We start from the raw sequence: 22,491 nt of genomic DNA, 5'->3' as shown, positions 1-22,491 counted from the left end.
AGTATGAACAACCGCCTGGCCGTCGATGCGCTGATCGACTTTTTCGAGGGACTCAGCCCTGAAACCGTTGCCCGCTTTCCCGAGTACTACGCAGCCGACGCCTGTTTCAAGGATCCCTTCAACGAAGTCCGTGGTGTGCTGCCAATCCAGCACATTTTCATGCACATGTTCAGACAGGTCGCGGAACCGCGTTTTGTCGTCCTCGATCGAGTCGTCGACGAACGCGGCGCCTTGCTGGTCTGGGAACTCCGCTACCGGCCCCAGGGGCGATGGGGGAAGGCCAAGCCGCAGGTGATCCGCGGCGCCTCGCATCTCAGGTTTGACGCCGACGGCAAGGTGGTCTGGCACCGCGACTACTGGGACGCCGCCGAAGAGCTCTACGCCAAGCTGCCGGGGATCGGCTGGTTGATGCGAACCCTGGGCAGGCGGCTGGCGGCCTGAGCGACAGCGCCTATCTGGCGACGAGCGAACTCCCTGCGCGGCTTGACAGCCGAGCTCGGGGGCATGCAACAGGCACCTGCCCTGGCAGCTCACAGGGTGGTCACCGCTTGGCTGCCGCCACACGGAGCCGCTTCTCGATGCCGACGACCAGGTACGCCAGCACGCTGACGGCGAAGATCTCGAGCCATTCCGACCCACCAATCGGCGCTGTACCGAACAAACGATTCATCAGCGGCAGGTAGGTCAACAAGGCCTGCAGCAAGGCCATGATCAGCACGCCGTACCAGATCGCCGGATTGGCGAACAGGCCGATGCGCAGCGCCGAGAGCGTCAGCGAGCGGCAGTTGAAGAGGTACATCGCCTGGACGACGACAAAGACATTGAGTGCGACGGTGCGCGCTTCGGCGAGCGACTGTCCCTGTGCCAGTTCGCGCAGGAAGAGTCCGAAGGAACCCGCCAGCAGCAGGACGCTGACCAGCACGATCCGCCAGACCAGCGCCGCATCTAGGATCGGTGTGCCCGGTGGCCGCGGCGAGCGACGCATGACGCCGTGCTCGATCGGCTCGAAGGCCAGCATCAGGCCGAGAAAAACGGCCGTGGTCATGTTGATCCAGAGGATCTGCAGCGGCGTGATCGGCAACGTGGCGCCGGCGAGAATCGCGGCAACGATGACCAGGCCCTCGCCAAAGTTGGTTGGCAGCGTCCACGTAATGAACTTGACGAGATTGTCGTAAACGCCGCGTCCTTCCTCGACCGCCGCCTCGATGGCCGCGAAGTCGTCGTCGGTCAGCACCATATCCGCCGCATCCTTGGCAACTTCGGTTCCGGCCAGCCCCATGGCGATGCCGATATCGGCCTGCTTGAGGGCTGGCGCGTCGTTGACGCCATCGCCGGTCATTGCCACCACGTCGCCGTTGGCCTGCAGTGCCCGCACCAGGCGCAGCTTCTGCGCTGGTTCGACGCGCGCAAAGACGTTCACCTTTCGCACCACGCCACGCAGCCCCTCGTCGTCGAGCACCGCCAGTTCGCGACCGGTGAGCACGGCCTCACCCGCCTTGGCGATGCCTACTTGCCGTGCGATTGAAAGTGCCGTGATGGCGTGATCGCCGGTAATCATCTTGACCCTGATGCCGGCGCCATGACAGGTCCTGACGGCGGCGATCGCTTTCGGCCGTGGCGGATCGACCATCCCCACCAAACCGACAAACTGCAGCCCGGCATCAGCGCTGGTGACATCCAGCGACATGGTCGAGCCAGCAATCAGACGGGCCACGGCCAGCACGCGCAGACCTTCGGCGGCCATGCTGCGGGCGCTCACCTCGATCTCTTCCTTGCGCAGTGCGACGGTTAGCCCATTACCATCCAGCATGCTCGTCGAGCGCGGCAGCAACTGTTCAAGAGCTCCCTTGAAATAGGCAAGGCGTACGCCCTCGATTTCGTGCAGGGTCGCCATGTACTGGCGCGCTGAATCAAAGGGGATTTCGTCGAGGCGTGGAAACAGTTTCTGCAGGGTTCGCTCGTCCAGTCCAGCTTTGCGCGCGGCAACCAGCAGGGCGCCCTCGGTCGGGTCTCCAACCACCTCCCAGTGGCGATTACTCCTGCTCAAGCCAGAGTCATTGCACAGCACGCCGGCGAGCAGGCACTCACGCAACGCGCCAGCGACGTTGTGGCCCTCGCCGATCTTGCCGCTGGGCGTATAACCGCTGCCGCTGACCATCGTTCGGACACCGCCGGCGTATAGCTCGCGCACGGTCATCTGGTTCTCGGTCAGGGTGCCGGTTTTGTCCGAACAGATGACGGTTGTGCTGCCGAGCGTCTCGACCGCCGGCAATTTTCGGATAATGGCCCGCCGTCTGGCCATGCGCGAAACGCCAATGGCCAGGGTGATGGTCATGGCTGCCGGCAGTCCCTCGGGGATCGCACCAACGGCCAGCGCCACGGCCGCCATGAACATGGCAAACGCCGATTCGCCACGCCACAGACCGACGGCAAAAGTGAGCGCAGCCAGCAAGCCGATGGCAATCAGCAGCCAGTTGCTGAACACCGCCATCCTGCGCGTCAATGGCGTTGTCAGATCGGGGGCTCCGGCGATCAGCCGGGAAATGCGGCCGGTTTCGGTATGATCGCCAGTTGCCACCACCACCCCGGCACCCTGTCCGCTGATCATCGAGGTGCCCGCGTAAGCCATGTTGCAGCGCTCGGCCAGCAGGGTGTCTTCCGGCAACACATCACCGTGCTTGGGGACCGGCGCTGATTCGCCGGTCAATGCCGATTCGATGGCTTGCAGGTCCTTGGCACGGAACAGCCGTAGGTCAGCCGGAACCTTGTCACCCGCAGCCAGCAGAACAATGTCGCCGGGAACCAGAGCCGTCGACGGCAGGCGCTGCTTGCAGCCGCCACGCAGGACGATCACCTCGCTGGTGACCGAACGCGCCAGAGCTTCCAGGGCGTTCTCCGCACGACCTTCCTGGATGAAGCCGATCACCGCGTTGATCAGCGTGACGCCAAAGATTACTCCGGAATCGACCCACTCGCCGAGAATCGCCGTCACCACGCCGGCGAGTAGCAGCACCACGACCAGCGGCTGGACGAACTGTAGGGCAAAGCGCAGCAACGGCCCCTTTCCCGGTCTTGGCGTGATCCGGTTCTCGCCATGTTTCGCGCGGCGGCTGGCGACTTCATCGTCAGCGAGCCCTTCCTCGAAGCTGGCTGTCAGGCGCGTTGCAGCTTCGTCAGCGGGAAGGCAATGCCAGGCGGTCGGTTGCGCGAATTCCTCGCTCATCTGGTTTCCCGGGATGCCGGCGCAGACTCCCGGGCCTCGCGGCATCCCTGTGGCAGCCACCATCGATAGCCGAACCACCTGTATTCATGGCAGATTCTCGCCAGAAAGTAGCGGCCGACCGAGATTTTTGCATTATTCTACCAGTTCGCGTGCGGCGATCCGTCAGACAAGTTGGTCAGAACCGCGTTGTCGGTATCGCGCGAGGCGACACAACAGGCGGGAGAAAGCCACCCTGGAGGGGGGGTCCAAGAAGATTGCCATGATCGTTGGAACAATGTCACCTCGGACACGATGGGCGGTGCTGATCGGGTTCCTTTCGGCCACACTGCTGGTTGCCGACACTCTGGCGCACCCAATTGTCCAGGATGATCGTGCGCTATCTGCAGCGGGTGGCACCAACCAGGGGGATCCAGGTGATGTAGCCGCTCTGACCAGCGGGCGTTCGCTTCCCGTCGATCTGCCGCGGCAGCCCCTCCCGGTATCGCTGCCGGATGACGGCCGCTTCGTGCCACCTGCGGACACGCCCCCTGGAATCAGCAGCGAGCCGTCGCTTCGCCCGTTTGAGCCGGGGCAACTGCCGATCGATGTCCGTTCAGCCCTCACCGGCGACAAGGAGGTGAATCCCTCCCCCACAGCGCGTCGCCCGACTGCCACAGACAGGACTCGACAAGATGTGGCCTCGTCTCCGGCGGGCCCGGCAGGGTCCACTCAGGAAGCGAGCTCGCTGGCTGGCGAAGAAATCGGGGCAGCCATTCGCGATCTGGAGGAGTCGGTTGTTGAAGCGATTGTCGCCGCAACCGATGCGCGGATGGGCCCAGAAGGGCGGGCGAGCTTCTCGCTCTTCGGTGTCGAGGGGTTTCACTTCGCTGCGAAAGGTGGGCAGGTGTCTATCGGGCATGGCGATCTGTCGCTGTCTGTCACCGAACACGCTGGCAGTCGAGAGGGTGAGCAGACCCGGCAGACGATCCAGCGCGGCCCACAGCAACTGTCGACACCCGGTGAGCCCGATGGCGGATGGACGATCCGCCGGTTCATTCTGGAAGTGGTGCAGTATCCACTGTTCTGGGTGGTGATCCTGATGCTGCTGATTGGCAAGATTGCCCTGACGATCGCCAGCCGCCGGGGCAGGAGACGAACCCACAGGAGGCACTCCCGGAGCAGCCAACAAGTAAAGGTCAAGCGGATGCGCACCCGCAAGCGCGTGCGCATCCGGCTCAAGCGCCCGCCTTCCCCAGTGGGCCTGCAGGAGCCCTAGCCGCATTTCAGCGGATCGGTTGAACGGCCGTCGGCTTTGGCCGAGCGCAGCAGACTGTTCGAAAACGTCGCTCGCGGGCGGATACCCCCGGCACGGGCCGCGGGGGTAAAGGCGGCTCACTGAACCCTCCCAGGCAATCAAAGAATACCTGGCATTTCTGCGCAAGTAACCGTTTTCAAATGATATTCTTTGTCAAGCTGGGGTGGCTGCCTTGCGGTATACTGGCATTGACGCCGCTGGTCATGGATGCAAGGCGGCCTTTGTCCACATCGTTCCATTTCCCCAGGAATCCATCATGTTGCAGAAATCTGCCTCTTTCCCTGGAATTCAGGGCCCTATCGTCACGATCATCATGGACGGCTACGGCATCGCCAAGTCCGATGTCGGAAGCGCCGTCGCTGCTGCCAGAAAGCCGACCCTTGACCGGCTTTTCGCCAACTACCCGAATATCACCTTGCGCGCCCATGGCATTGCCGTCGGCATGCCTTCCGACGAGGACATGGGCAACTCCGAGGTCGGTCACAATGCGATCGGCGCCGGTCAGGTTTACAGTCAGGGCGCAGCCCTGGTCGCCGGCGCCATCACCGCGAGCTCGATCTGGCAGGGTTCCGCCTGGCAACAGATCGTTGCCGGCGCCCACGCCGGGCGCGGCGTGATCCACTTCATCGGTCTCTTCTCCGACGGCAATGTCCATAGCCACATCGACCATCTGCGGGCGATGATCCTGCGCGCCAAGGAAGAAGGCGTCCCGACGGTGCGGATTCACATCCTGATCGACGGGCGGGACGTCCCCGAGACCAGTGCTCTCGATTATGTGCTGCCTTTCGAGGCCTTCCTGGCCGAAATCGGCAGCGGCAGTTTTGACGCCAGGATTGCCTCGGGTGGTGGCCGGATGAACATCACCATGGATCGCTACGAGGCCAACTGGAATATGGTCGAGAAAGGCTGGCACACGCACGTCCTCGGCGAAGGGGACCAGTACGACAGCGCTTCGGCCGCAATCAACACCCTGCGCGCGAGGTTCCCGGGGACCATCGACCAGGATCTGCCGCCCTTCGTCATCGCCCAGGATGGAAAGCCCGTCGGCACTATCGAAGACGGCGACTCGGTGGTCTTTTTCAACTTCCGCGGCGACCGCTCGATCGAGATCACGCGGGCGTTTGAAGAAACGGCTTTCGACAAGTTCGATCGCGTCCGCGTCCCGCGCGTGACCTACGCCGGGATGTTGCAGTACGACGGCGACCTGAAGCTGCCAAAACGCTTCCTGGTTGATCCGCCAGCCATTCTGGATACCATGGGCGAGTGGTTTGCCAAGTCCGGCATTACCCAGTTTGCCTGCTCGGAGACGCAGAAGTTCGGGCATGTGACCTATTTCTGGAACGGCAACCGGTCGAACAAGTTTGACGGTGAAACCTACCAGGAAGTGCTCAGCGACGTCGTACCTTTCGAACAGCGCCCGTGGATGAAGGCGGCGGAGATCACCGACGCCATGATCGAAGCGCTGAAGAGCGGGCAGTATCGGACCTTGCGCTGCAATTTCGCCAATGGCGACATGGTCGGGCACACGGGCAACTTCCGTGCCGCGACAATGGCCATCGAGACCGTCGACCTGCAGCTGGCACGCCTGCTGCCAGTCATCGACGCTCTCGGTGGTGTGGCGCTGATCACCGCCGACCATGGCAATGCCGACGAAATGTACGAGATCGACAAGAAAACCGGGCAGCCGGCGAAGAACCCGGATGGGTCCTTCAAGGCGAAGACCGCGCACACCCTCAATCCGGTGCCCCTGGTTCTCTACGACAACGTCAGCGGTGGCAGGCTGGGTCTCAGGCAGACGCCCACCGCGGGTCTTTCCAACATTGCCGCGACGATTGCCAATCTGCTTGGCCTGGAGAAACACGCCAAGTGGGACGAGAGCCTGCTCGAGATCAAGTAATGTGAAATGAGGCGCGGCAAGGCGGCCAGACCGCAGGGTCGACCTTGCCCCCTGATCTGAATGCCCCTCAGAAGGTGCGAGGCACCCCTCCTGCGGCGGGTGTGGTCGTTCCCGGCACTCCGGGCACCACGACGATTCCCGAATCACTGACGTCAAACCCGTGCGCTCGAGTCGCTCAGCGGCGGCGACCGGTACCGCATCTGTTCGCTTCGCCGCTCAATGACGGATGCAGATCGTCCAGAGTGTAGCCGGCTTCCCGCCTTAGACTCGTCTTCCCTCCTGCAATCCAGTTGCAAGTTGTGCGGCCAAGGCACGGATGTGCCGGTCGTCGGTTCCGCAGCAGCCGCCCACGATCTTCAGACTCAATTCCCGATGCAAATCGGCGAGTGCTCGTCCGAACCTTTGCGGATCTTCTTCTACCAGAATGGTGCTGTCGTTGAGGTCTTCGGGACTGAGCGGAGCAGTATTGGCCAGCAGCCCGATGATGCGCTGCAAGACCCGGGGGGAAGAATTGGCCTCGTGGGTGAGCGCCGCCCGGGCGAAGGAGGCATGCGTGCAGTTGATCAGATAGGCCAGGGGCCGCGGGGCCGCGAGGGAATCAATCGCGTCAACCGCATCCTTCAGCGGCGTACCGTCGAGCAGTGTCCCGGCGGGGCGGACAACGAAACTGATGACGTAGGGCGTACCGGTGGCGGCCATGGCCAGGGCAATACCCGTGGCCTCGCTCAAGGCCGGAAGGGTGGCGGCCAGGAGGAAATCCACCCCGGCATCAGCCAGCCTGCCAGCTTGCCAGGCGTGGAACTCGAGGGCCTTGTTGACGGCCAGCGCCTCGGCAGGGTCATAGGCATCCCCGCGACAACTCATCAAGCCGCAGATGACCACCGTCTCAGCATATTCGCCGTAGCTCCTCCGCAGCCCCTCGAGATACCTGACATTGTCCCCATTGACGTCCTTGCCGGCGTGACCGGCCGCGTCGATTCGTTCGCGGTTTGCCCGCCAGGTTGGGGTGGACATGAGGAGCGGGAGGCCGGCGTCGCGACCTATGTCCAGGTACTGCCGATAGATGGTTTCCAAGGCCGCACGTTTCTCGCCTTCATAAATGAATGCCGAATTGAGCAGATAGGGGTCCAGATCCAGGTCACTGTTGCGGCGCAGGCGCTCGATGACCGCCCCCTCGCCGAGGATGCACGGAAAACGCTCGAGGAACTCCGCGAAAGGGATAGGGTTCATGTGTGACGTTACCCTCGGAAAGCGCTGAACAAAACGCCCCGCCACAAGGGCTGCTGGGCGGTCTGCCGGCATTCAGCGGAAATTGGCTGAATTCAGGCTGGCAGTCAGGTCTGGCGATGAGCCAACTGGTCGGCAAATTCGTGATTGACGTCGCGGTGCTGCGCCTCATCTGCACGGACAAGGAGGATGACGTCACGCAAGCACGCAACGAATAAGGCAGTGGGTGACGCTGGCGCCCAATTGTACGGTATTACAGCCGACGTCATCACGCTCGGCGTCGAACGGTCCGGCCCCGTTGATCGCCAGCCAGGCAATCAGCCCTCCGGGCTCCGCTCCCCCGGGCACCACGGCAATTACCGAATCGCTGAAGTCAAACCCCTGCGCTCGAGTCGCTCAGCGGCGGCGACCGGTACTGCATCTGTTCGCTCTGCCGCTCAATGGCGGATACAGATCTTGCCGAATTGCGTGCCGCTCTTCAGGTACGCCAGCGCGTCCGGCAGTTCGTCGAACTCGAACACCCGGTCGACGATGATCGGCGGGCGGTGTTGATCGATCGCCCGCAGCATTGCCTCGAAGCCATCGCGATGGCCGACGGTAATGCCCTGTAGCCGAACCTGGCGGGTGATGATCAGGCCGAGTGGCGTCGAGAGCGATGAGCCCGAGAGAACACCGATCATCGACAGAGTGCCGCCTGGGCGAATGCAGCGCAGTGACTGCGGCAGCGTTCTCTCGCCACCAAGTTCGACGATGTGGTCGAAGCCACGTCCGGCAGTGATCTCGCGCGCCGGCTTCGACCATTCCGGCGTCGTCCGGTAGTTGATCGTCGCGTCCGCACCAAGCGCCTTGAGTCGCTCGATCTTCTCGTCGCTGGAGGAGATCACCGTCACCCGGGCGCCGGCAAGCTTGGCGAACGCCAGCGCGAACAGCGCGACGCCGCCCGAGCCCTGTACCAGGACCTGTTCGCCTGGCCGGAGCGAACCGTGGGTGGCCAGCGCACTCCAGGCGGTCAGCGCCGCGCAGGGCAGTGTCGCCGCCTCGACGTCGCTGAGGTGGGCCGGCAACGTCACAACGCCCTGCTCGGAGAGGCACATGAATTCCGCCATCGTCCCGTCGATCGGACCGCCGAGCGAGCCCGTCATGCGCGCCAGATCCGGCTCGCCCGCGATCCAGCCCTGAAAGAAGGTCGGGCAGACGCGTTCGCCGACGGCGACACGGGTCACGCCAGGCCCCACCTCGACCACCTCACCAACACCGTCGGAAACCGGAATCAGCGGCAGCGTACCGGTGAAGCTGCCATAGCCACGCTCGGGCACGACCAGGTCGCGGTAGTTGAGCGACGAGGCGAGCATTCGCAACAGCACCTGGCCGGCTCCCGGATCCGGTCGCTGACGCTTGGCAAGCTTGAGATTGGCCATTCCCCAGTCGTCCTGAATCTGAAAAACGCGCATTTGCCACCTCCGATATTCGACGCCCGCTGCAGCGCCAGGGGTTGCCGGGCCATCTTCATGGCCGGGTTATGGGGAGCAGCGCTCACATCAGAACGATGTCGTATAGATAGGCTCACTGCATAATATACATTTAATATCAATAACATGCAGAGAATGTGTGCTTCTGATTTGTCGCCAGCTACCCGTCTGGCTACCCGGAAACCGCGGGCTCCCACTGGACCGTCTGCGACGGCTTGAATCGAACCCAGCGCTCAGGGCAGCTTGTTTGACTCTGGCCCGCACTCTGCCCACCACGCTGGCCGGGAACGCCATTCGTCCTCCGACTCTGGCCTCGACTCTGGCCTCGACTCTGGCCCGGTCGGTGAAGTTGCTTCCCCGGCTGCGACTTCGCCACCTCCAGTGCAGCCGGATGCACGGGTACTCCAGTTCTGATCGGCGGCTTCGTTCATGTACCAAGCGCGGCGGCGGGTTCTTCGACACGAAGGAGGGATCGGTAGTGGGTCCAGCTCAATTCGTGACGCAGTGCGTCACGAATCGGCAACGTCCAGGAGCATTTCATGCTGCGACGGGCGATTACGCACGGCGTCACCCGGACCGGCTCGCCAAGGCACTCAGGGTATCTATCGTGCAGACGGTGTCGATCGATCAATATCTGACCCCGGGTCGCCGCTCGAGACCTTTACCGCCGCCCGGCTACTTGTTCTTCTTGAGCAGCTGATCCAAGGTCTCGATGCCTTCACGCTTGAGCACCGTGCCGAGTTGTGCATCCGACCGATAACCCTTGGCGAAATCTTCGCCGTAGGTCTTACGCAGAGTTTCCACTTTCGTATCGCTACGCTTCTGGCGGATCTCGCCGTCCTGATCCCGCATGCGGCCATCAAGGCCCTTTGGATAATGTTTTGCCGCCATGTCAAGCTCCTGTAGCAGTCCAGCTGTTGATGATCCCTAGTTCGCGCCAAGCCTTTAAATCATAATCATTATGCGTCGCACTTGGTTGTTTAATACAACGCTATGAACATTCTAGAGCAACCTATATACTATGTGCAATAGCCAAAATGTATCAAATTGACCAACAAAGATGACCGCCGAAAAGATCACAGAATTGACCCAGCACCAGCGCGACCGTCTCGCGTTCATAGAACTGCGTGTCCGTTTTGTTGGGGAAATCCGCCGCCAGGACTTAGTAGCTCGATTTGGCATCCAGGCGGCAGCCGCAACGCGAGACATCGCGCAGTACAAGGACATTGCCCCACGCAACCTCGACTACGACACCAAGGGCAAAGTGTATGTACGCGGTAAGTGGTTTCGCCCGGCGTTCGAGTTTCCAGTCGAACGGGTTCTCACTTGGCTGTCGCAAGGTTACGGGGATGGCGAACCGCTACGGCTCAAGTCTTTCGTGTCTTGCGAAGGACCAGCGCTGCTGAACAAGCCAGATCTCGAAACGCTATCTGTGCTGACGCGCGCAATTCACCAGAAGGGCGCTATCGAGATTTCCTATCGCGCGCTATCTAGCGGCCTGACCAAACGCGAGATCGTGCCCTTCGCCTTGGCCGACAACGGCCAGCGTTGGCATGTGCGCGCCTTCGACCGGCGCAGTGGCGAGTTCCGTGACTTTGTTCTGGCCCGGATCGCCGATGCCCAAATCGTTACTGGCAACGTCGGCGAGCAGGAAACCTCAGACCAAGACATTCAGTGGAATCGAATCGCTGAGCTTGAACTGGTCCCGCATCCGGCGAATGTGCAGCACCCCGACACCATCGAGGCCGAGTATGGGATGGAAAACGGCGTACTCAATCTGCGCGTGCGTGCAGCGATGGCTGGCTACCTGATGCGGCGCTGGAATGTCGATTGCACCGAAGACCACAGCCTGAAAGGTGCCGAGTTTCACCTTTGGCTGCGCAACCGTCAGGCGCTCTATGGCGTGACCAACCTCATGCTCGCCCCCGGATACGAGCCATCGGAGAAGGTGTAGCCATGCTTAAACTCGAAGATATCAAGAAAAACGCGGCCATCTCCGGTATTGAGCCTGGGCACGTTGTTCGCGTCGTCACTACGGAACCTGTCGGCGACAACGCACTCACCGTCTATTTCAAGACCCCGGACGGCAAGCTGCTGGAGCGCATGCTCTTCCGCACCGACGAGGCCAATCTGTCGCTGGCCGAAGCCGGTCGCCCGTGGGCATTCGATGCACCCGGAGAGGAATTCAAGCTCGCTGCCGAAGCTTATCGGATCAATCTGGCGCATTTGTTCGACCCGATGATGGCGGTTCATACCTCCAACGTCGAACCGCTTGCCGCACCAGATCACCGCCGTCTATGAATCCATGCTGCCGCGCCAGCCCTTGCGCTACGTGCTGGCAGACGACCCCGGCGCGGGCAAAACGATCATGGCCGGGTTGTTCATCCGTGAATTGCTGATGCGGGCCGACGCCAAGCGCGTCCTGATCGTCGCCCCCGGCAGTCTGGTTGAGCAGTGGCAGGATGAAATGTTCGAGAAGTTCGGCCTGTCCTTCACGCTGTTTTCCCGTGAGCAGGTCGAGCAGTCGCGCAGCGGCAACCCCTTCGACGACATCGACCTGATGGTTGCCCGCGTCGATCAACTGTCCCGCGCCGAAGACCTACAGGAAAAGCTGCGCCTCTCGCAGTGGGACCTGATCGTCGTCGATGAAGCGCACAAGCTCTCGGCCAGCTACTTCGGCAACAAGGTCAATAAGACCAAACGTTTCCTGCTCGGCGAGTTGCTGGGTTCGATTACCCGTCACTTCCTGCTGATGACGGCCACGCCCCACAACGGCAAGGAAGAAGATTTCCAGTTGTTCATGTCGCTGCTGGACTCCGACCGTTTCTACGGCAAGTTCCGCGACGGCGCGCACAAGGTCGATGTAACCGACCTCATGCGCCGGATGGTCAAGGAAGACCTGCTCAAGTTCGATGGCTCGCCCTTGTTCCCCGAGCGCCGGGCACGCACCGCCAACTACAAACTATCTGACCCCGAAGCCGCGCTGTACGCTGCCGTCACGGACTATGTGAAGGAGGAAATGAACCGCGCCGACCAGCTTCAGGATGGCGCACGCAAGGGCACAGTCGGCTTCGCGCTCACTGCCTTGCAACGTCGATTGGCCTCCAGCCCGGAAGCGATTTACCAGTCGCTGCGCCGTCGCAGCAACAAACTCAAGCGTCGTGTCGAGGACGAGAAGCTGCGCCAGCGTGGGCAGTCGCTGGCTGAAACCCAAGGGCCGAATGGTTTCGGCAACGTCTCCGACGACATTTGGGAGTCCGCCGACGCACTGTCACCAGACGACTACGAGAATTTCGAGGAAGCCGTTGTCGATCAGGCCACCGCCGCCCAAACCATTCAGGAACTCGAAGCCGAAATCATCATCCTTGAAGGCTTGGAGGAACAGGCACGGCAAGTCGTCCATTCCGGCCAAGACCGCAAATGGGACGAGCTTTCCAAGCTGCTTCAGAACACCCCGGAGATGCGCGACGCCGATGGTCGCCAGCGCAAGCTGATTATCTTCACCGAGCACCGGGACACGCTGAATTACCTCGCCGTCAAAATTCGCGGCCTGATCGGCAACGAAGAATCCGTGGTTATGATCCACGGCGGCGTCAAACGCGAAGATCGCCGCAAGGTGCAGGAGCTATTTCGCAACGATCCTTCCACTCGGGTGCTACTGGCGACCGACGCGGCCGGCGAAGGCGTGAACCTCCAGAACGCCAACCTGATGGTCAACTACGACCTGCCGTGGAACCCCAACCGGCTTGAGCAACGTTTCGGACGTATTCACCGTATCGGGCAGACCGAGGTATGCCATCTGTGGAACATGGTCGCGGCCGAAACTCGCGAAGGTGACGTTTTCCAGCGTCTTTTCGAAAAACTGGAAGTCGAGCGCAAGGCGCTGGGCGGTCGCGTCTTCGACATTCTCGGCGAAGTGTTCGAGGACAAGAGCCTCAAAGACCTGTTGATCGAAGCCATTCGCTACGGCGATGACCCCGAGATTCGCGCCCGACTGCATCGCAAGGTTGAAGGCGCCCTGGACACCCAGCACCTCGAAACCATCATCAAGCGCAACGCCTTGTGCGAAGAGGTGATGGACGAGCGCCGCCTCTTCGCGGTCAAGGAAGAAATGGAAAAGGCTGAAGCGCGCAAGCTTCAGCCCTATTTCATTCGCTCATTCTTCAATCAGGCATTCCAGCAACTCGGCGGCGAACTCCGGCCACGCGAGCAAGGCCGCTACGAAATCACGCACGTTCCGGCCAACATCCGCGAACGGGATCGGCAAATCACTGGTCGGGATCGCCGCAATGCCGACCCAGTACTGCGCCGGTATGAGCGCGTGTGCTTCGAGAAGCAATACGTCCGCGTCGCTGACAAGATCGGCGCACCGATGGCGAGCCTGATGCACCCCGGCCACCCCTTGATGCAGTCGGTGACTGACATCGTGATGGAGCAGCACCGCAACAAGCTGAAGCAGGGCGCGATACTGGTTGATATGAGCGACATGGGCATCACGCCCAAGGTGATGCTCATCATCGATCATTCGATAAAGGAAGGTGCCGACCTGACGCACGTTGTCTCGCGGCGCATGCAGTTCGTCGAGATCGACCCGCAAGGCGGCGCAATCAATGCCGGCTGGGCACCTCACCTCGACCTGGAACCCATCGGCAAGGCAGACATTGCACTGATCGAAGACGTGCTGGCTGCGCCGTGGATCACGCAAAACCTTGAACAGCAAGCCTTGGCGCATGCTTCGACGCATCTCGTGCCCGAACATTTCGACGAGGTGCGTAGCAGGCGCGAGAAGAGCGTCGACAAGACCTTGAATGCGGTTCACGAACGTCTGGTCAAGGAAATCAACTACTGGTCGGATCGCTACATCAAGCTCAAGGACGACATCGCTGCCGGCAAGGACGTTCGCCTGACACTTGAAAACGTTCGCCGCACGATTGATGACCTAACCGCCCGGCGCGAGTCGCGCGAGAAAGAACTCCTCGCCATGCGCCACGTCGTCTCGGCGACGCCCGTGGTGGCCGGTGGGCGCATTGGTAATTCCTGCGGGCCTGCTGGCACAACGCAAAGGCCAGCCGGGATGGACGGCAGATGCCGATGCCCGTGCTCGCGTCGAGTGGATTGCCATGAGGGCCGTGATAGATGCTGAGCGCGCACTCGGGCATGAAGTGATTGACGTGTCGGCGCAGAAGTGTGGCTGGGACGTAACCAGTTTGCCAAGGGCCATTGACGGCAAGTTGCCAGAGTCCAGGCACATTGAGGTCAAGGGGCGCGCCAAGGGACAAAGCACGATCACCGTGACCCGCAACGAAATTCTTTACGGGCTAAATCAGCAGGACAAATTTATCCTGGCCATCGTTCTTGTTGAAGGCGACCGGCACGAGGGGCCGTTCTACGTAACGACACCCTTCACGCAGGAGCCCGATTGGGCTGTAACCAGCATCAATCTCGACCTCGATCAGTTGCTTGCGAAAGCAGAGCGTATCGGATGAATCAGCACGATATTTTTGATTCCTTGGCCCGCAACGCCTTCGATTTTTTAGGGCGAGCAATCGACGATTTTGATAAGGCTCCCAAATACTCGGTTATTCACTTCTGTGCTGCTGTGGAGATGCTGCTCAAGGCCCGGCTGATGATGGAGCACTGGTCGCTGATTGTTTCCAAACCTGAGCAGGCCAACCTCGCAAAGTTCATGGCAGGCGATTTCGCGTCAGTCACGATGGATGAAGCGCGGTCCCGAATACGGGACATCGCGGGTGAGGACATTGCAGACGATGCATTCAACAGCTTTCGCGCGCTTGCCAATCATCGCAACAAGATGATCCATTTCTTCCACGCTGATGTGGAGAAGAATGGCGAGGCAAAGGCGAAAATCGTCGCAGAGCATTGCCGTTCTTGGTTTCATTTGCACCGGCTGCTGAACCGCTGGGATGGATATTTCCGGGGTTTTCGCGATGACATTGCGCAGGCTGATCGGGCGATGAAGGCGCATAGAAAGTACCTGAGTGCCAAGTACAAGGCGCTTAAGCCCGACCTAGATGCAGCGCGTAAGGCGGGCAACAAGCCGAAGGCATGCAGTGCTTGCGGTTTCAAGGCGGCCGTGCCGGATGCTCTCGATGATCAGATTGCCTCGCTGCGCTGTTTGGTGTGCGACCACACCGAGATCCAGGTCGAGATTGATTGCCCACACTGCAACCAGCCTATCGTCATTGCGAACGAGGGATACGCGACCTGCGAGCATTGTGCCGCAGCAATCGACTCCGACGATTTGGCGGATGCATTGGCCAATCACGATGCGGTGCACATGGCTATCGCCGATGGTGACGACCGCTGGGAACCCGCCAACTGTGCAAGCTGCGACGGATATCACACCGTCGTGAAGCGTGGGGACATTTATTTCTGCGCCAATTGCTTCGATTGGACCGATCACGTCGAGCGGTGTGAGTGGTGCAACGAGCCGAATACCGGCGATATGGAACACAGTTACTTTGCCGGATGTTGCGTTTGCGATGGCAAGGCTGGATGGGAAAAGGACGATTGAATGATGATTAAAACTCCCAAGAAACTTATTGAGGTCGCGCTTCCGCTCGATGCAATCAACGTGGCTGCTGCACGCGAGAAATCTATTCGCCACGGACATCCGAGCACGCTTCACTTGTGGTGGGCGCGGCGACCCTTAGCGGCAGCGCGGGCGGTGATCTTTGCACAGATGGTCAACGACCCCGGCTATCAGCAAGGCGGTGGGTTCAAGTACGGGGTGAACAAGGAAAAGGCTGCCATCGAGCGCGAGCGCCTGTTCAAGATCATGGAAGACTTGGTGCTGTGGGAGAACACCAGCAACGAGGAGGTGCTGGACCGTGCGCGCGCCGAAATTTGGCGAAGCTGGCGTGAAACCTGCGAACTAAACCGGAGCCATCCGCTGGCTGCCGATCTTTTCAACCCTGAGAAGCTCCCCGCCTTTCATGATCCCTTTGCTGGCGGTGGGGCGCTACCTCTCGAAGCTCAGCGCCTCGGTTTGGAAAGCTTCGCTTCCGACCTTAATCCCGTGGCTGTGACCATTAACAAAGCAATGATCGAAATTCCTCCCAGGTTTGCCGGTCGGAGACCTGTAGGGCCGCGCGTGGAGAGGGACAGGCAGGGCAAACTATCCGAGGACTGGAGCGGTGCAAGAGGGTTGGCCGAGGACGTACGCCGTTACAGTGCTTGGTTGCGCAATGAAGCAGAAGGGCGCATCGGTCAACTCTACCCACAAGTCGAAATTACAGCTGCAATGGCTACTGAACGCCCAGACCTGAAGCCCTTGATTGGTCAGCGGCTAACTGTCATTGCGTGGTTGTGGGCACGCACGGTCAAGTCACCAAATCCAGCTTACTCTCATGTAAGTGTTCCCCTTGCAGCAAGTTTCTTGCTTGCAAATAAGCCCGGCAAGGAAAGGTACTTAGAGCCAGTTGTTACTGGTGACCAGTACTCTTTTCTTGTGCGTTCAGGTCCTCCAACGGCATTAGCCAAGAATGGCACAAAAGTAGAGGGGCGTGGCTCCAGCTTTTTCTGTGTGCTGTCCAAGACTCCAATTAGCGGTGACCACATCAAGGCGGAGGCACAAGCCGGTCGCATGGGATCACGCATGATGGCGATTGTGGCAGAGGGGCAAGGTGAACGTGTCTATCTGCCGCCGACGAACGAAATGGAGGCCATTGCACTAAAAGCAAATCCTACATGGGGCCCGACTCAAGAACTTGTTGGGAAGAGCGCGGATCAATTGCCACTCTATGGCATGACCAAATTTGAGAAGGTCTTCACAGGCCGCCAATTGGTCGCTCTGACCACTTTTTCCGATCTTGTTTCGGACGCTATCGAAAGGGCCCATGCTGATGCAGTTCGGTCTGGTATGCCTGATGATCAAGTGGGACTGGATGCAGGCGGCGCCGGTGCTACTGCCTACTCACAAGCAATCGGCGTCTATCTGGCGTTTGTTATTGAGAAATTGACCGAGTGCCACACGTCACTTTGCACTTGGAGTTCGGCTCCAAAAAATGAACTTGTAGTCAGCACATTTAGGCGGCAAGCAATCGCAATGACCTGGGATTTTGCGGAGTCGAACCCGTTCGCTGATTCAAGTGGAAGCCTTGCAAAAATTACAGAGGCGGTATCGAGAGTATTACCAACCTCTTTCTCAACTCACGTGCCTGGCTTCGCGACTCAGGCAGATGCACAGACGCAAAAAGTTAGTGCGCAAAAGGTCGTTTCCACGGACCCCCCGTATTACGACAACATCTGCTATGCGGACCTCTCAGATTTCTTTTACGTTTGGTTGAGAAAGATTCTAAAACCGATCTTTCCGAACCTTTATGCCACGTTGGCTGTTCCCAAGTCAGAAGAACTGGTTGCAACGCCGTCTCGTCATGGAGGCAAAGATAAGGCCGAAGCCTTTTTTCTTGATGGTATGACTCATGCCATGAACAACGTGGCAGAACAGGCCCATCCAGCTTTCCCCGTAACTATTTACTATGCGTTTAAGCAAGCAGAAACGAAAGATCATGTAGGAACCTCAAGTACAGGATGGGAAACTTTTCTTGAAGCCGTTCTTCGCGCTGGCTTTGCACTTACTGGGACATGGCCAATGCGCACCGAACGTGATGCACGCTCGATTGGTATCGGCACAAATGCGCTTGCGTCAAGCATCATCCTCGTTTGCCGTAAGCGAGCCGTTAATGCGCCCACGGTTAGCCGCCGCGAGTTCATCCGCGAACTTAACGCCAATCTGCCAGAGGCCTTGCTAGACATGACACGTGGGGGTGTCAATTCGCCGGTTGCACCGGTCGATCTTTCACAAGCCATTATCGGCCCAGGAATGGCTATCTTCAGCCAGTACGCCGCCGTGCTGGAGGCTGACGGACAGCCGATGAGCGTACGCACGGCACTGCAACTCATCAACCGCTTCTTCGCCGAGGACGACTTTGACCACGACACGCAGTTCTGCCTGCATTGGTTCGAAGGGCAAGGTTGGGCTGAAGGCAAATTTGGCGACGCCGATGTGCTCGCACGCGCCAAAGGCACCAGTGTCGGTGGCCTTCAAGACTCGGGCGTTGTCGAGAGTGGCGCCGGTAAGCTGCGATTGCTGCGCTGGGCTGAATTGCCCAAGGACTGGTCACCCGAGACTGACACTCGGACTCCGATCTGGGAAGCACTGCATCACCTGATCCGTGCGCTGAACCAAGACGGCGAATCGGCGGCTGGTGCGCTACTCGCCCGCATGCCCGCTCGTGCCGAACCAATGCGCGCACTGGCATATCGCCTCTACACGCTCTGCGAACGAAAAGGTTGGTCAGAAGAAGCTCGTGCCTATAACGAGCTGGTTTCTGCATGGTCGAGTATTGAGCAGGCCTCTGCGGACGCCGGCATTGTCGGGTCGCAGGCGAAACTGGATATCTGATATGGCCGACATTGCGAAAATCGATGTAGTACTGCTCTCCGAGTTACGAGGACTGATTGAGCAGGCACGGCATCACCTTGCCCAAGTTGCCAACAGCACCTTGACGTTGCTGTACTGGAAGCTGGGAGAGCGAATCCGTCGGGAGGTCTTGCGCGACGAGCGGGCTGAATATGGTGAGCAAATTGTCGCGACAGTGTCGCGACAATTGGCGAGTGACTACGGGAAGGGGTTCACTGAAAAAAGCCTGCGCCGCATGGTGCAGTTTTCAGAAGCTTTTCCAGATGAACAGATTGTCGCGACGCTGTCGCGAGAATTGAGTTGGAGCCATTTCGTCGAAATCCTGCCGCTCAAGCAGCCGCTGGAGCGCGAGTATTACGCCGAGATGTGCCGCATCGAGCGGTGGAGTGTGCGCACCCTGCGCGAGCGTATCGGCGGCCAGCTTTACCTGCGCACGGCCATCGCCAAGAAACCCGAGGCGGTAGTGCAGGCCGAAATCAGCCACCTGCGCGCTGGCGGGCAAATGACGCCCGACATGGTGTTCCGCGATCCCTACATGCTGGATTTTCTCGGCTTGCCCGAGGGTTACAGCGAACGCGACCTTGAGGCGGCGATCCTTCGTGAGATGGAAAGTTTCCTGCTGGAAATGGGCGCCGGCTTTACCTTCGTTGCACGGCAGAAGCGCATCAGTGTCGGCGCGGACGACTTCTACCTTGATCTGTTGTTCTATCACCGGCACTTGCGCCGCTTGGTTGCGGTCGAGTTGAAGCTGGAAGCGTTTGCGCCCGCACACAAGGGGCAAATGGAACTGTACCTGCGCTGGCTGGACCGTCACGACCGCGCCGTTGGTGAGGAATCGCCGATTGGCCTGATCCTGTGCGCCGGGGCCGATGCCGAGCAAGTCGAGTTGATGGACTTGGCTCTGCCAATATCCGCGTCGCCGAGTATCTGGCGCATATCCCCGACATGAAGCTGATGCAGGCGCAGTTGCACCGCGCCGTGGCTTGGCCCGTGAGCGCGCGGCCAGCGGCCAGTTGCCACACCTGCCCGATACGAACACAGAAGCTGAAGGAGCAGCAGAATGAACCTGAAACCTTGGCGCGAAGTCGCCGTTCCGCATGAAGACGTCCTCAAGGGCACGTTCCAGCAAGCCGAGTTCGCTGCCGACTTGTCGCGTGTGCATGAAGGCACGGCGACGCCCGAGTACCAGAATCCGTCGCTGTTCTTCCAGCGCACCTTCATCACCGAGGGCATGCGCCTGCTGCTCGACTCGGTCGTCAAGCGCCTGTCGGGCAAGGTGGCGATCCGGTCATTCAGTTGCAAACCGCTTTCGGCGGCGGCAAGACGCACACGATGCTGGCGGTCTATCACCTCGCCAAGGGCGAAGCGTTGCGGCAGCGACTTGCCGGGCGTCCCGCCATCCTTGACGCAGCCGGCGTAACGGAATTGCCGCATGCGCGGGTTGCGGTGCTGGACGGCATCAAGTCGTCGCCCAACCAGCCGGTGATGCGCGATGGGCAGACGATCCACGCTGTGGGGCGACCTGGCGTGGCAGTTGGGGCGCCGAGGGCTACGCTCTGGTGCGGATGCGGATGCCTCGGGCACATCTCCCGGCAAGGCCGTGCTGGAAACACTGCTCAGCGCTACGCGCCCGTGCGTGATCCTGATCGACGAGCTGGTGGCCTATGTGCGCCAGTTTGAGGAAGGCAAGGCACTGACCGGCGGCAGCTTCGACTCCAACCTGAGTTTCGTGCAGGCGCTGACCGAGGCGCTGAAAGCCGTGCCCACGGCGGTGCTGCTGGCCTCGCTGCCCGAGTCGGACAAAGAAGCAGGCAGCCAGCGCGGCGTGAAGGCGCTGGCGCGCTGTCGCACCACTTTGGCCGCATTCAGGCGCTGTGGAAGCCGGTGGGGCCGAGGAGGCGTTCGAGATCGTGCGCCGCCGCCTGTTCAGCGAGCATCAACGACAAACTGGCGGCGGAATCGGTGTGCCGTGCCTTTGCCGACTATCTACACGGCAACAGTGACGACTTTCCGCACGAGACGCAGGAGAGCCGCTACTTTGACCGCTGATGCACGCCTACCCGATTCACCCGGAGGTGTTCGACCGGCTGTACGAGGACTGGTCGTCGCTGGATAACTTCCAGCGCACCCGTGGTGTGCTGAAGCTGATGGCCAAGGTGATCCACCGGCTGTGGAAGGACAACGACAAAGACCCGCTCATCATGCCGGGCAGCTTCCCGCTGCAAGATGCCGATACCCGCAACGAGGTGATCTACTACCTGCCGCAAGGCTGGGACCCGGTGGTCGAGCGCGACGTGGATGGCGAGCGCGCCGAGACCACCGAGATTGAGAACCGCGACACCCGCTCGGCGCGTGCAGGCCTGCCGCCGTTCGGCGCGGACTATTTTTTTGGGCAGCGCGCCGAGCACGGCAAACCAGATGGTGCGCGGCCTTGAACTGGAGCGCGTCGTTCTTGGGCGTCTGCGCAGCCGGGCCAGCAGGTGGGCATTGTATCAAGGATGCGCTGCGCCGCTTGGCGACCGCCTGCACTACCTGAACAGCGGCAACAACCGCTTCTGGTTCGATACCCGGCCCAACCTGCGCCGGGAAATGGAAGAGCGCAAGCGCCGCTTCCAGGACAAGGAAGATGTGTTCCCCGCCGTCCGCGACCGCGTGCAGCGCGAGCTTTGCGTCCGGTGTGTTTGGCGGCATCCACGTTTTCACGGCCAGCGGCGACGTTCCCGATGACTGGCAACTGCGCTCGTGGTGCTGCCGCCAGATGCCGCTTTCAGCCGCAGCGGCCAGAGCCTTGCCATCGACCGCGCGACCGAGATTCTGAAGAACCGTGGCGACCAGCCGCGCTTCAAGCAGAACCGCTTGATCTTCCTTGCCGCCGACTACGACAGCGTGAGCCGCCTGAAGGATCAGGTGCGTTCGACCTTGGCGTGGCAGTCCATCGTGGCGACATCAAGGAGATGAAGCTCAACCTCGATCAGTTCCAGTCACGGCAGGCCAGCAAGAGCCTTGAAGATTCCAACGAGGCCCTGCGGCGCATGATCCGCGAGACCTACAAATGGATCGTCGCGCCGATGCAGGAGGCCCGACCGGGCAAAGGGTTGTCCGAAATCCAGTGGGAGCATTTCCCGGTCAATCCGGGCACGCAGAACCTGTCGCAGGAGATCGAGCGCGTGCTGAAGGAAAACGAACTCCTGATTACCGAGTGGGCACCGATCCACTTGGCCACTGTGCTGAAGACTGGTTCTGGAAAGACGACATCAAGGAGACAGCGCGCTCAACGTGTGGCAGCAGAGTGCCAGCAGCTGTATCTGCCTCGCTTCGCGACGACACGGTCTTTCAACACACATTGGCCGCCGGCGCCGAGAGCCGGGACTTCTTTCGGCTTCGCGCAAGGCAAGGAAGATGGTCGCTACGTTGGCTTCACGTTCGGCAAGCGCACATCATTATTCCTCGACTCGTCGCTGCTGCTGATCGAGCCAGTCACTGCGGCTGGATACGCCGAGGCGCAACGTGCGGCCGAAGATGCTGCACGCCCGAAGCCAGCAGACCATGTGCCGGGCACTACGGCGACGGCGGCACCCCGCCGCGCGTCGAGGACTCGGCCAAGCCGACCTATGCCTCAGGCGGTAGTGCTGCGCCACAGGCTGCAAAGAAGCAGTTCTACGGCAGCATCGAGCTCGATGCCATCCAAGCGAAAAAGCAATTCGCCGACCTCGTCGATGAAGTCATCCTGCAATTCACCTCGCGCCCCGGCGTGAAGGTCAAGATCGCCATCGAGATTCAGGCCGAAACATCATCCGGTTTCGACGACAGCCTGCAGCGTGCAGTGAAGGAGAACTGCAATGTGCTGCGGTTCAAGAACGCCGAGTTTGAGGAAGGTTAATCTCCGATCGGTGCAGGCTGATTACCCGTCGTTTCAAACTGGAGTTCTGGAATTCC

11 protein-coding genes and 4 pseudogenes are annotated in these 22,491 nt (G+C 60.5%); 9 read left to right on the top strand and 6 right to left on the bottom strand.

All coding sequences use genetic code 11. From position 1 onward, the window contains the following. The first annotated feature begins 3 nt into the window (after positions 1–3). Entirely contained in the window at positions 4–441 is a 438-nt protein-coding gene (locus V5B44_RS05490; RefSeq protein WP_332358099.1) for a nuclear transport factor 2 family protein, read from the top strand. Positions 442–541: 100 nt separating this feature from the next. Here the strand turns inward: V5B44_RS05490 and V5B44_RS05485 are convergent, their stop codons facing one another. After that, positions 542–3,223: an HAD-IC family P-type ATPase gene (locus V5B44_RS05485; protein WP_332358098.1), complete on the bottom strand. Its 2,682-nt coding sequence runs from the start codon at positions 3,221–3,223 to the stop codon at positions 542–544. A gap of 259 nt (positions 3,224–3,482) precedes the next feature. On the opposite strand from V5B44_RS05485, the gene V5B44_RS05480 reads away from it, so the two are divergent. Both V5B44_RS05480 and gpmI read left to right on the top strand, forming a co-directional pair. Then, a complete protein-coding gene (locus V5B44_RS05480) occupies positions 3,483–4,478 on the top strand; it encodes a hypothetical protein (protein ID WP_332358097.1) in 996 nt (331 codons plus the stop codon). Between the two features lie 295 nt (positions 4,479–4,773). Next, positions 4,774–6,414 carry a 2,3-bisphosphoglycerate-independent phosphoglycerate mutase gene (gene gpmI, locus V5B44_RS05475; RefSeq protein WP_332358096.1) on the top strand — a complete coding sequence of 547 codons (1,641 nt, stop codon included), beginning with the start codon at positions 4,774–4,776 and terminating at the stop codon, positions 6,412–6,414. Positions 6,415–6,675: 261 nt separating this feature from the next. Here gpmI and V5B44_RS05470 read toward each other — a convergent pair whose 3' ends face one another. The 5 genes and pseudogenes from V5B44_RS05470 to V5B44_RS05450 all read right to left on the bottom strand — a co-directional run bounded on the left by V5B44_RS05470 (position 6,676) and on the right by V5B44_RS05450 (position 10,001). Next, complete coding sequence (locus tag V5B44_RS05470) at positions 6,676–7,644, bottom strand: homocysteine S-methyltransferase family protein (RefSeq protein WP_332358095.1); 969 nt, start codon at positions 7,642–7,644, stop codon at positions 6,676–6,678. A gap of 104 nt (positions 7,645–7,748) precedes the next feature. Next, a pseudogene (locus V5B44_RS05465) lies at positions 7,749–7,850 on the bottom strand (alternative oxidase); the annotation flags it as partial. Between the two features lie 228 nt (positions 7,851–8,078). Beyond that, positions 8,079–9,092, bottom strand: coding sequence for a zinc-dependent alcohol dehydrogenase family protein (locus V5B44_RS05460; RefSeq protein ID WP_332358094.1), 1,014 nt, complete (start codon positions 9,090–9,092; stop codon positions 8,079–8,081). Between the two features lie 410 nt (positions 9,093–9,502). Next, positions 9,503–9,630 (bottom strand): annotated as a pseudogene (locus V5B44_RS05455) (DUF1016 N-terminal domain-containing protein); the annotation flags it as partial. Positions 9,631–9,785: 155 nt separating this feature from the next. Then, positions 9,786–10,001 (bottom strand): hypothetical protein, encoded by a 216-nt coding sequence (locus V5B44_RS05450; RefSeq protein WP_332358093.1) that lies wholly within the window; start codon positions 9,999–10,001, stop codon positions 9,786–9,788. Between the two features lie 169 nt (positions 10,002–10,170). Between V5B44_RS05450 and V5B44_RS05445 the strand changes: the two genes are divergently transcribed. The 6 genes and pseudogenes from V5B44_RS05445 (at position 10,171) to V5B44_RS26580 (ending at position 22,435) form a co-directional block, all read left to right on the top strand. Continuing rightward, positions 10,171–11,064, top strand: a complete 894-nt coding sequence (locus V5B44_RS05445; RefSeq protein ID WP_332358092.1) for a WYL domain-containing protein — start codon at positions 10,171–10,173, stop codon at positions 11,062–11,064. A 2-nt stretch (positions 11,065–11,066) separates the two neighbouring features. Next, positions 11,067–14,596, top strand: a pseudogene (locus V5B44_RS05440) (helicase-related protein). Beyond that, on the top strand, positions 14,593–15,645 hold the full coding sequence (locus tag V5B44_RS05435; RefSeq protein WP_332358091.1) for a hypothetical protein: 1,053 nt from the start codon (positions 14,593–14,595) through the stop codon (positions 15,643–15,645). Before V5B44_RS05440 ends, V5B44_RS05435 begins: the two are co-directional and overlap by 4 nt. Further along, the gene (locus V5B44_RS05430; protein ID WP_332358090.1) at positions 15,646–18,537 is read left to right on the top strand and encodes a DUF1156 domain-containing protein; all 2,892 of its coding nucleotides are present in this window, start codon (positions 15,646–15,648) and stop codon (positions 18,535–18,537) included. Position 18,538: 1 nt separating this feature from the next. Further along, positions 18,539–19,504: a PDDEXK nuclease domain-containing protein gene (locus tag V5B44_RS05425; protein ID WP_332358089.1), complete on the top strand. Its 966-nt coding sequence runs from the start codon at positions 18,539–18,541 to the stop codon at positions 19,502–19,504. Between the two features lie 111 nt (positions 19,505–19,615). Then, a pseudogene (locus V5B44_RS26580) lies at positions 19,616–22,435 on the top strand (ATP-binding protein). Positions 22,436–22,491 lie beyond the last annotated feature (56 nt).

The organism is Candidatus Accumulibacter necessarius (assembly GCF_036625085.1).
Note: the sequence above shows the minus strand (reverse complement) of the source record. Positions and strands in the feature narration are given on the sequence as shown.

Bases quoted from the DNA above. Each gene is read 5' to 3' on its own strand.
- V5B44_RS05445 (WP_332358092.1), top strand. From the start codon at position 10,171: ATGACCGCCGAAAAGATCACAGAATTGACCCAGCACCAGCGCGACCGT.
- V5B44_RS05480 (WP_332358097.1), top strand. From the start codon at position 3,483: ATGATCGTTGGAACAATGTCACCTCGGACACGATGGGCGGTGCTGATC.
- V5B44_RS05435 (WP_332358091.1), top strand. From the start codon at position 14,593: ATGAATCAGCACGATATTTTTGATTCCTTGGCCCGCAACGCCTTCGAT.
- V5B44_RS05430 (WP_332358090.1), top strand. From the start codon at position 15,646: ATGATGATTAAAACTCCCAAGAAACTTATTGAGGTCGCGCTTCCGCTC.
- gpmI (WP_332358096.1), top strand. From the start codon at position 4,774: ATGTTGCAGAAATCTGCCTCTTTCCCTGGAATTCAGGGCCCTATCGTC.
- V5B44_RS05490 (WP_332358099.1), top strand. From the start codon at position 4: ATGAACAACCGCCTGGCCGTCGATGCGCTGATCGACTTTTTCGAGGGA.
- V5B44_RS05425 (WP_332358089.1), top strand. From the start codon at position 18,539: ATGGCCGACATTGCGAAAATCGATGTAGTACTGCTCTCCGAGTTACGA.
- V5B44_RS05450 (WP_332358093.1), bottom strand. From the start codon at position 10,001: ATGGCGGCAAAACATTATCCAAAGGGCCTTGATGGCCGCATGCGGGAT.
- V5B44_RS05470 (WP_332358095.1), bottom strand. From the start codon at position 7,644: ATGAACCCTATCCCTTTCGCGGAGTTCCTCGAGCGTTTTCCGTGCATC.
- V5B44_RS05485 (WP_332358098.1), bottom strand. From the start codon at position 3,223: ATGAGCGAGGAATTCGCGCAACCGACCGCCTGGCATTGCCTTCCCGCT.
- V5B44_RS05460 (WP_332358094.1), bottom strand. From the start codon at position 9,092: ATGCGCGTTTTTCAGATTCAGGACGACTGGGGAATGGCCAATCTCAAG.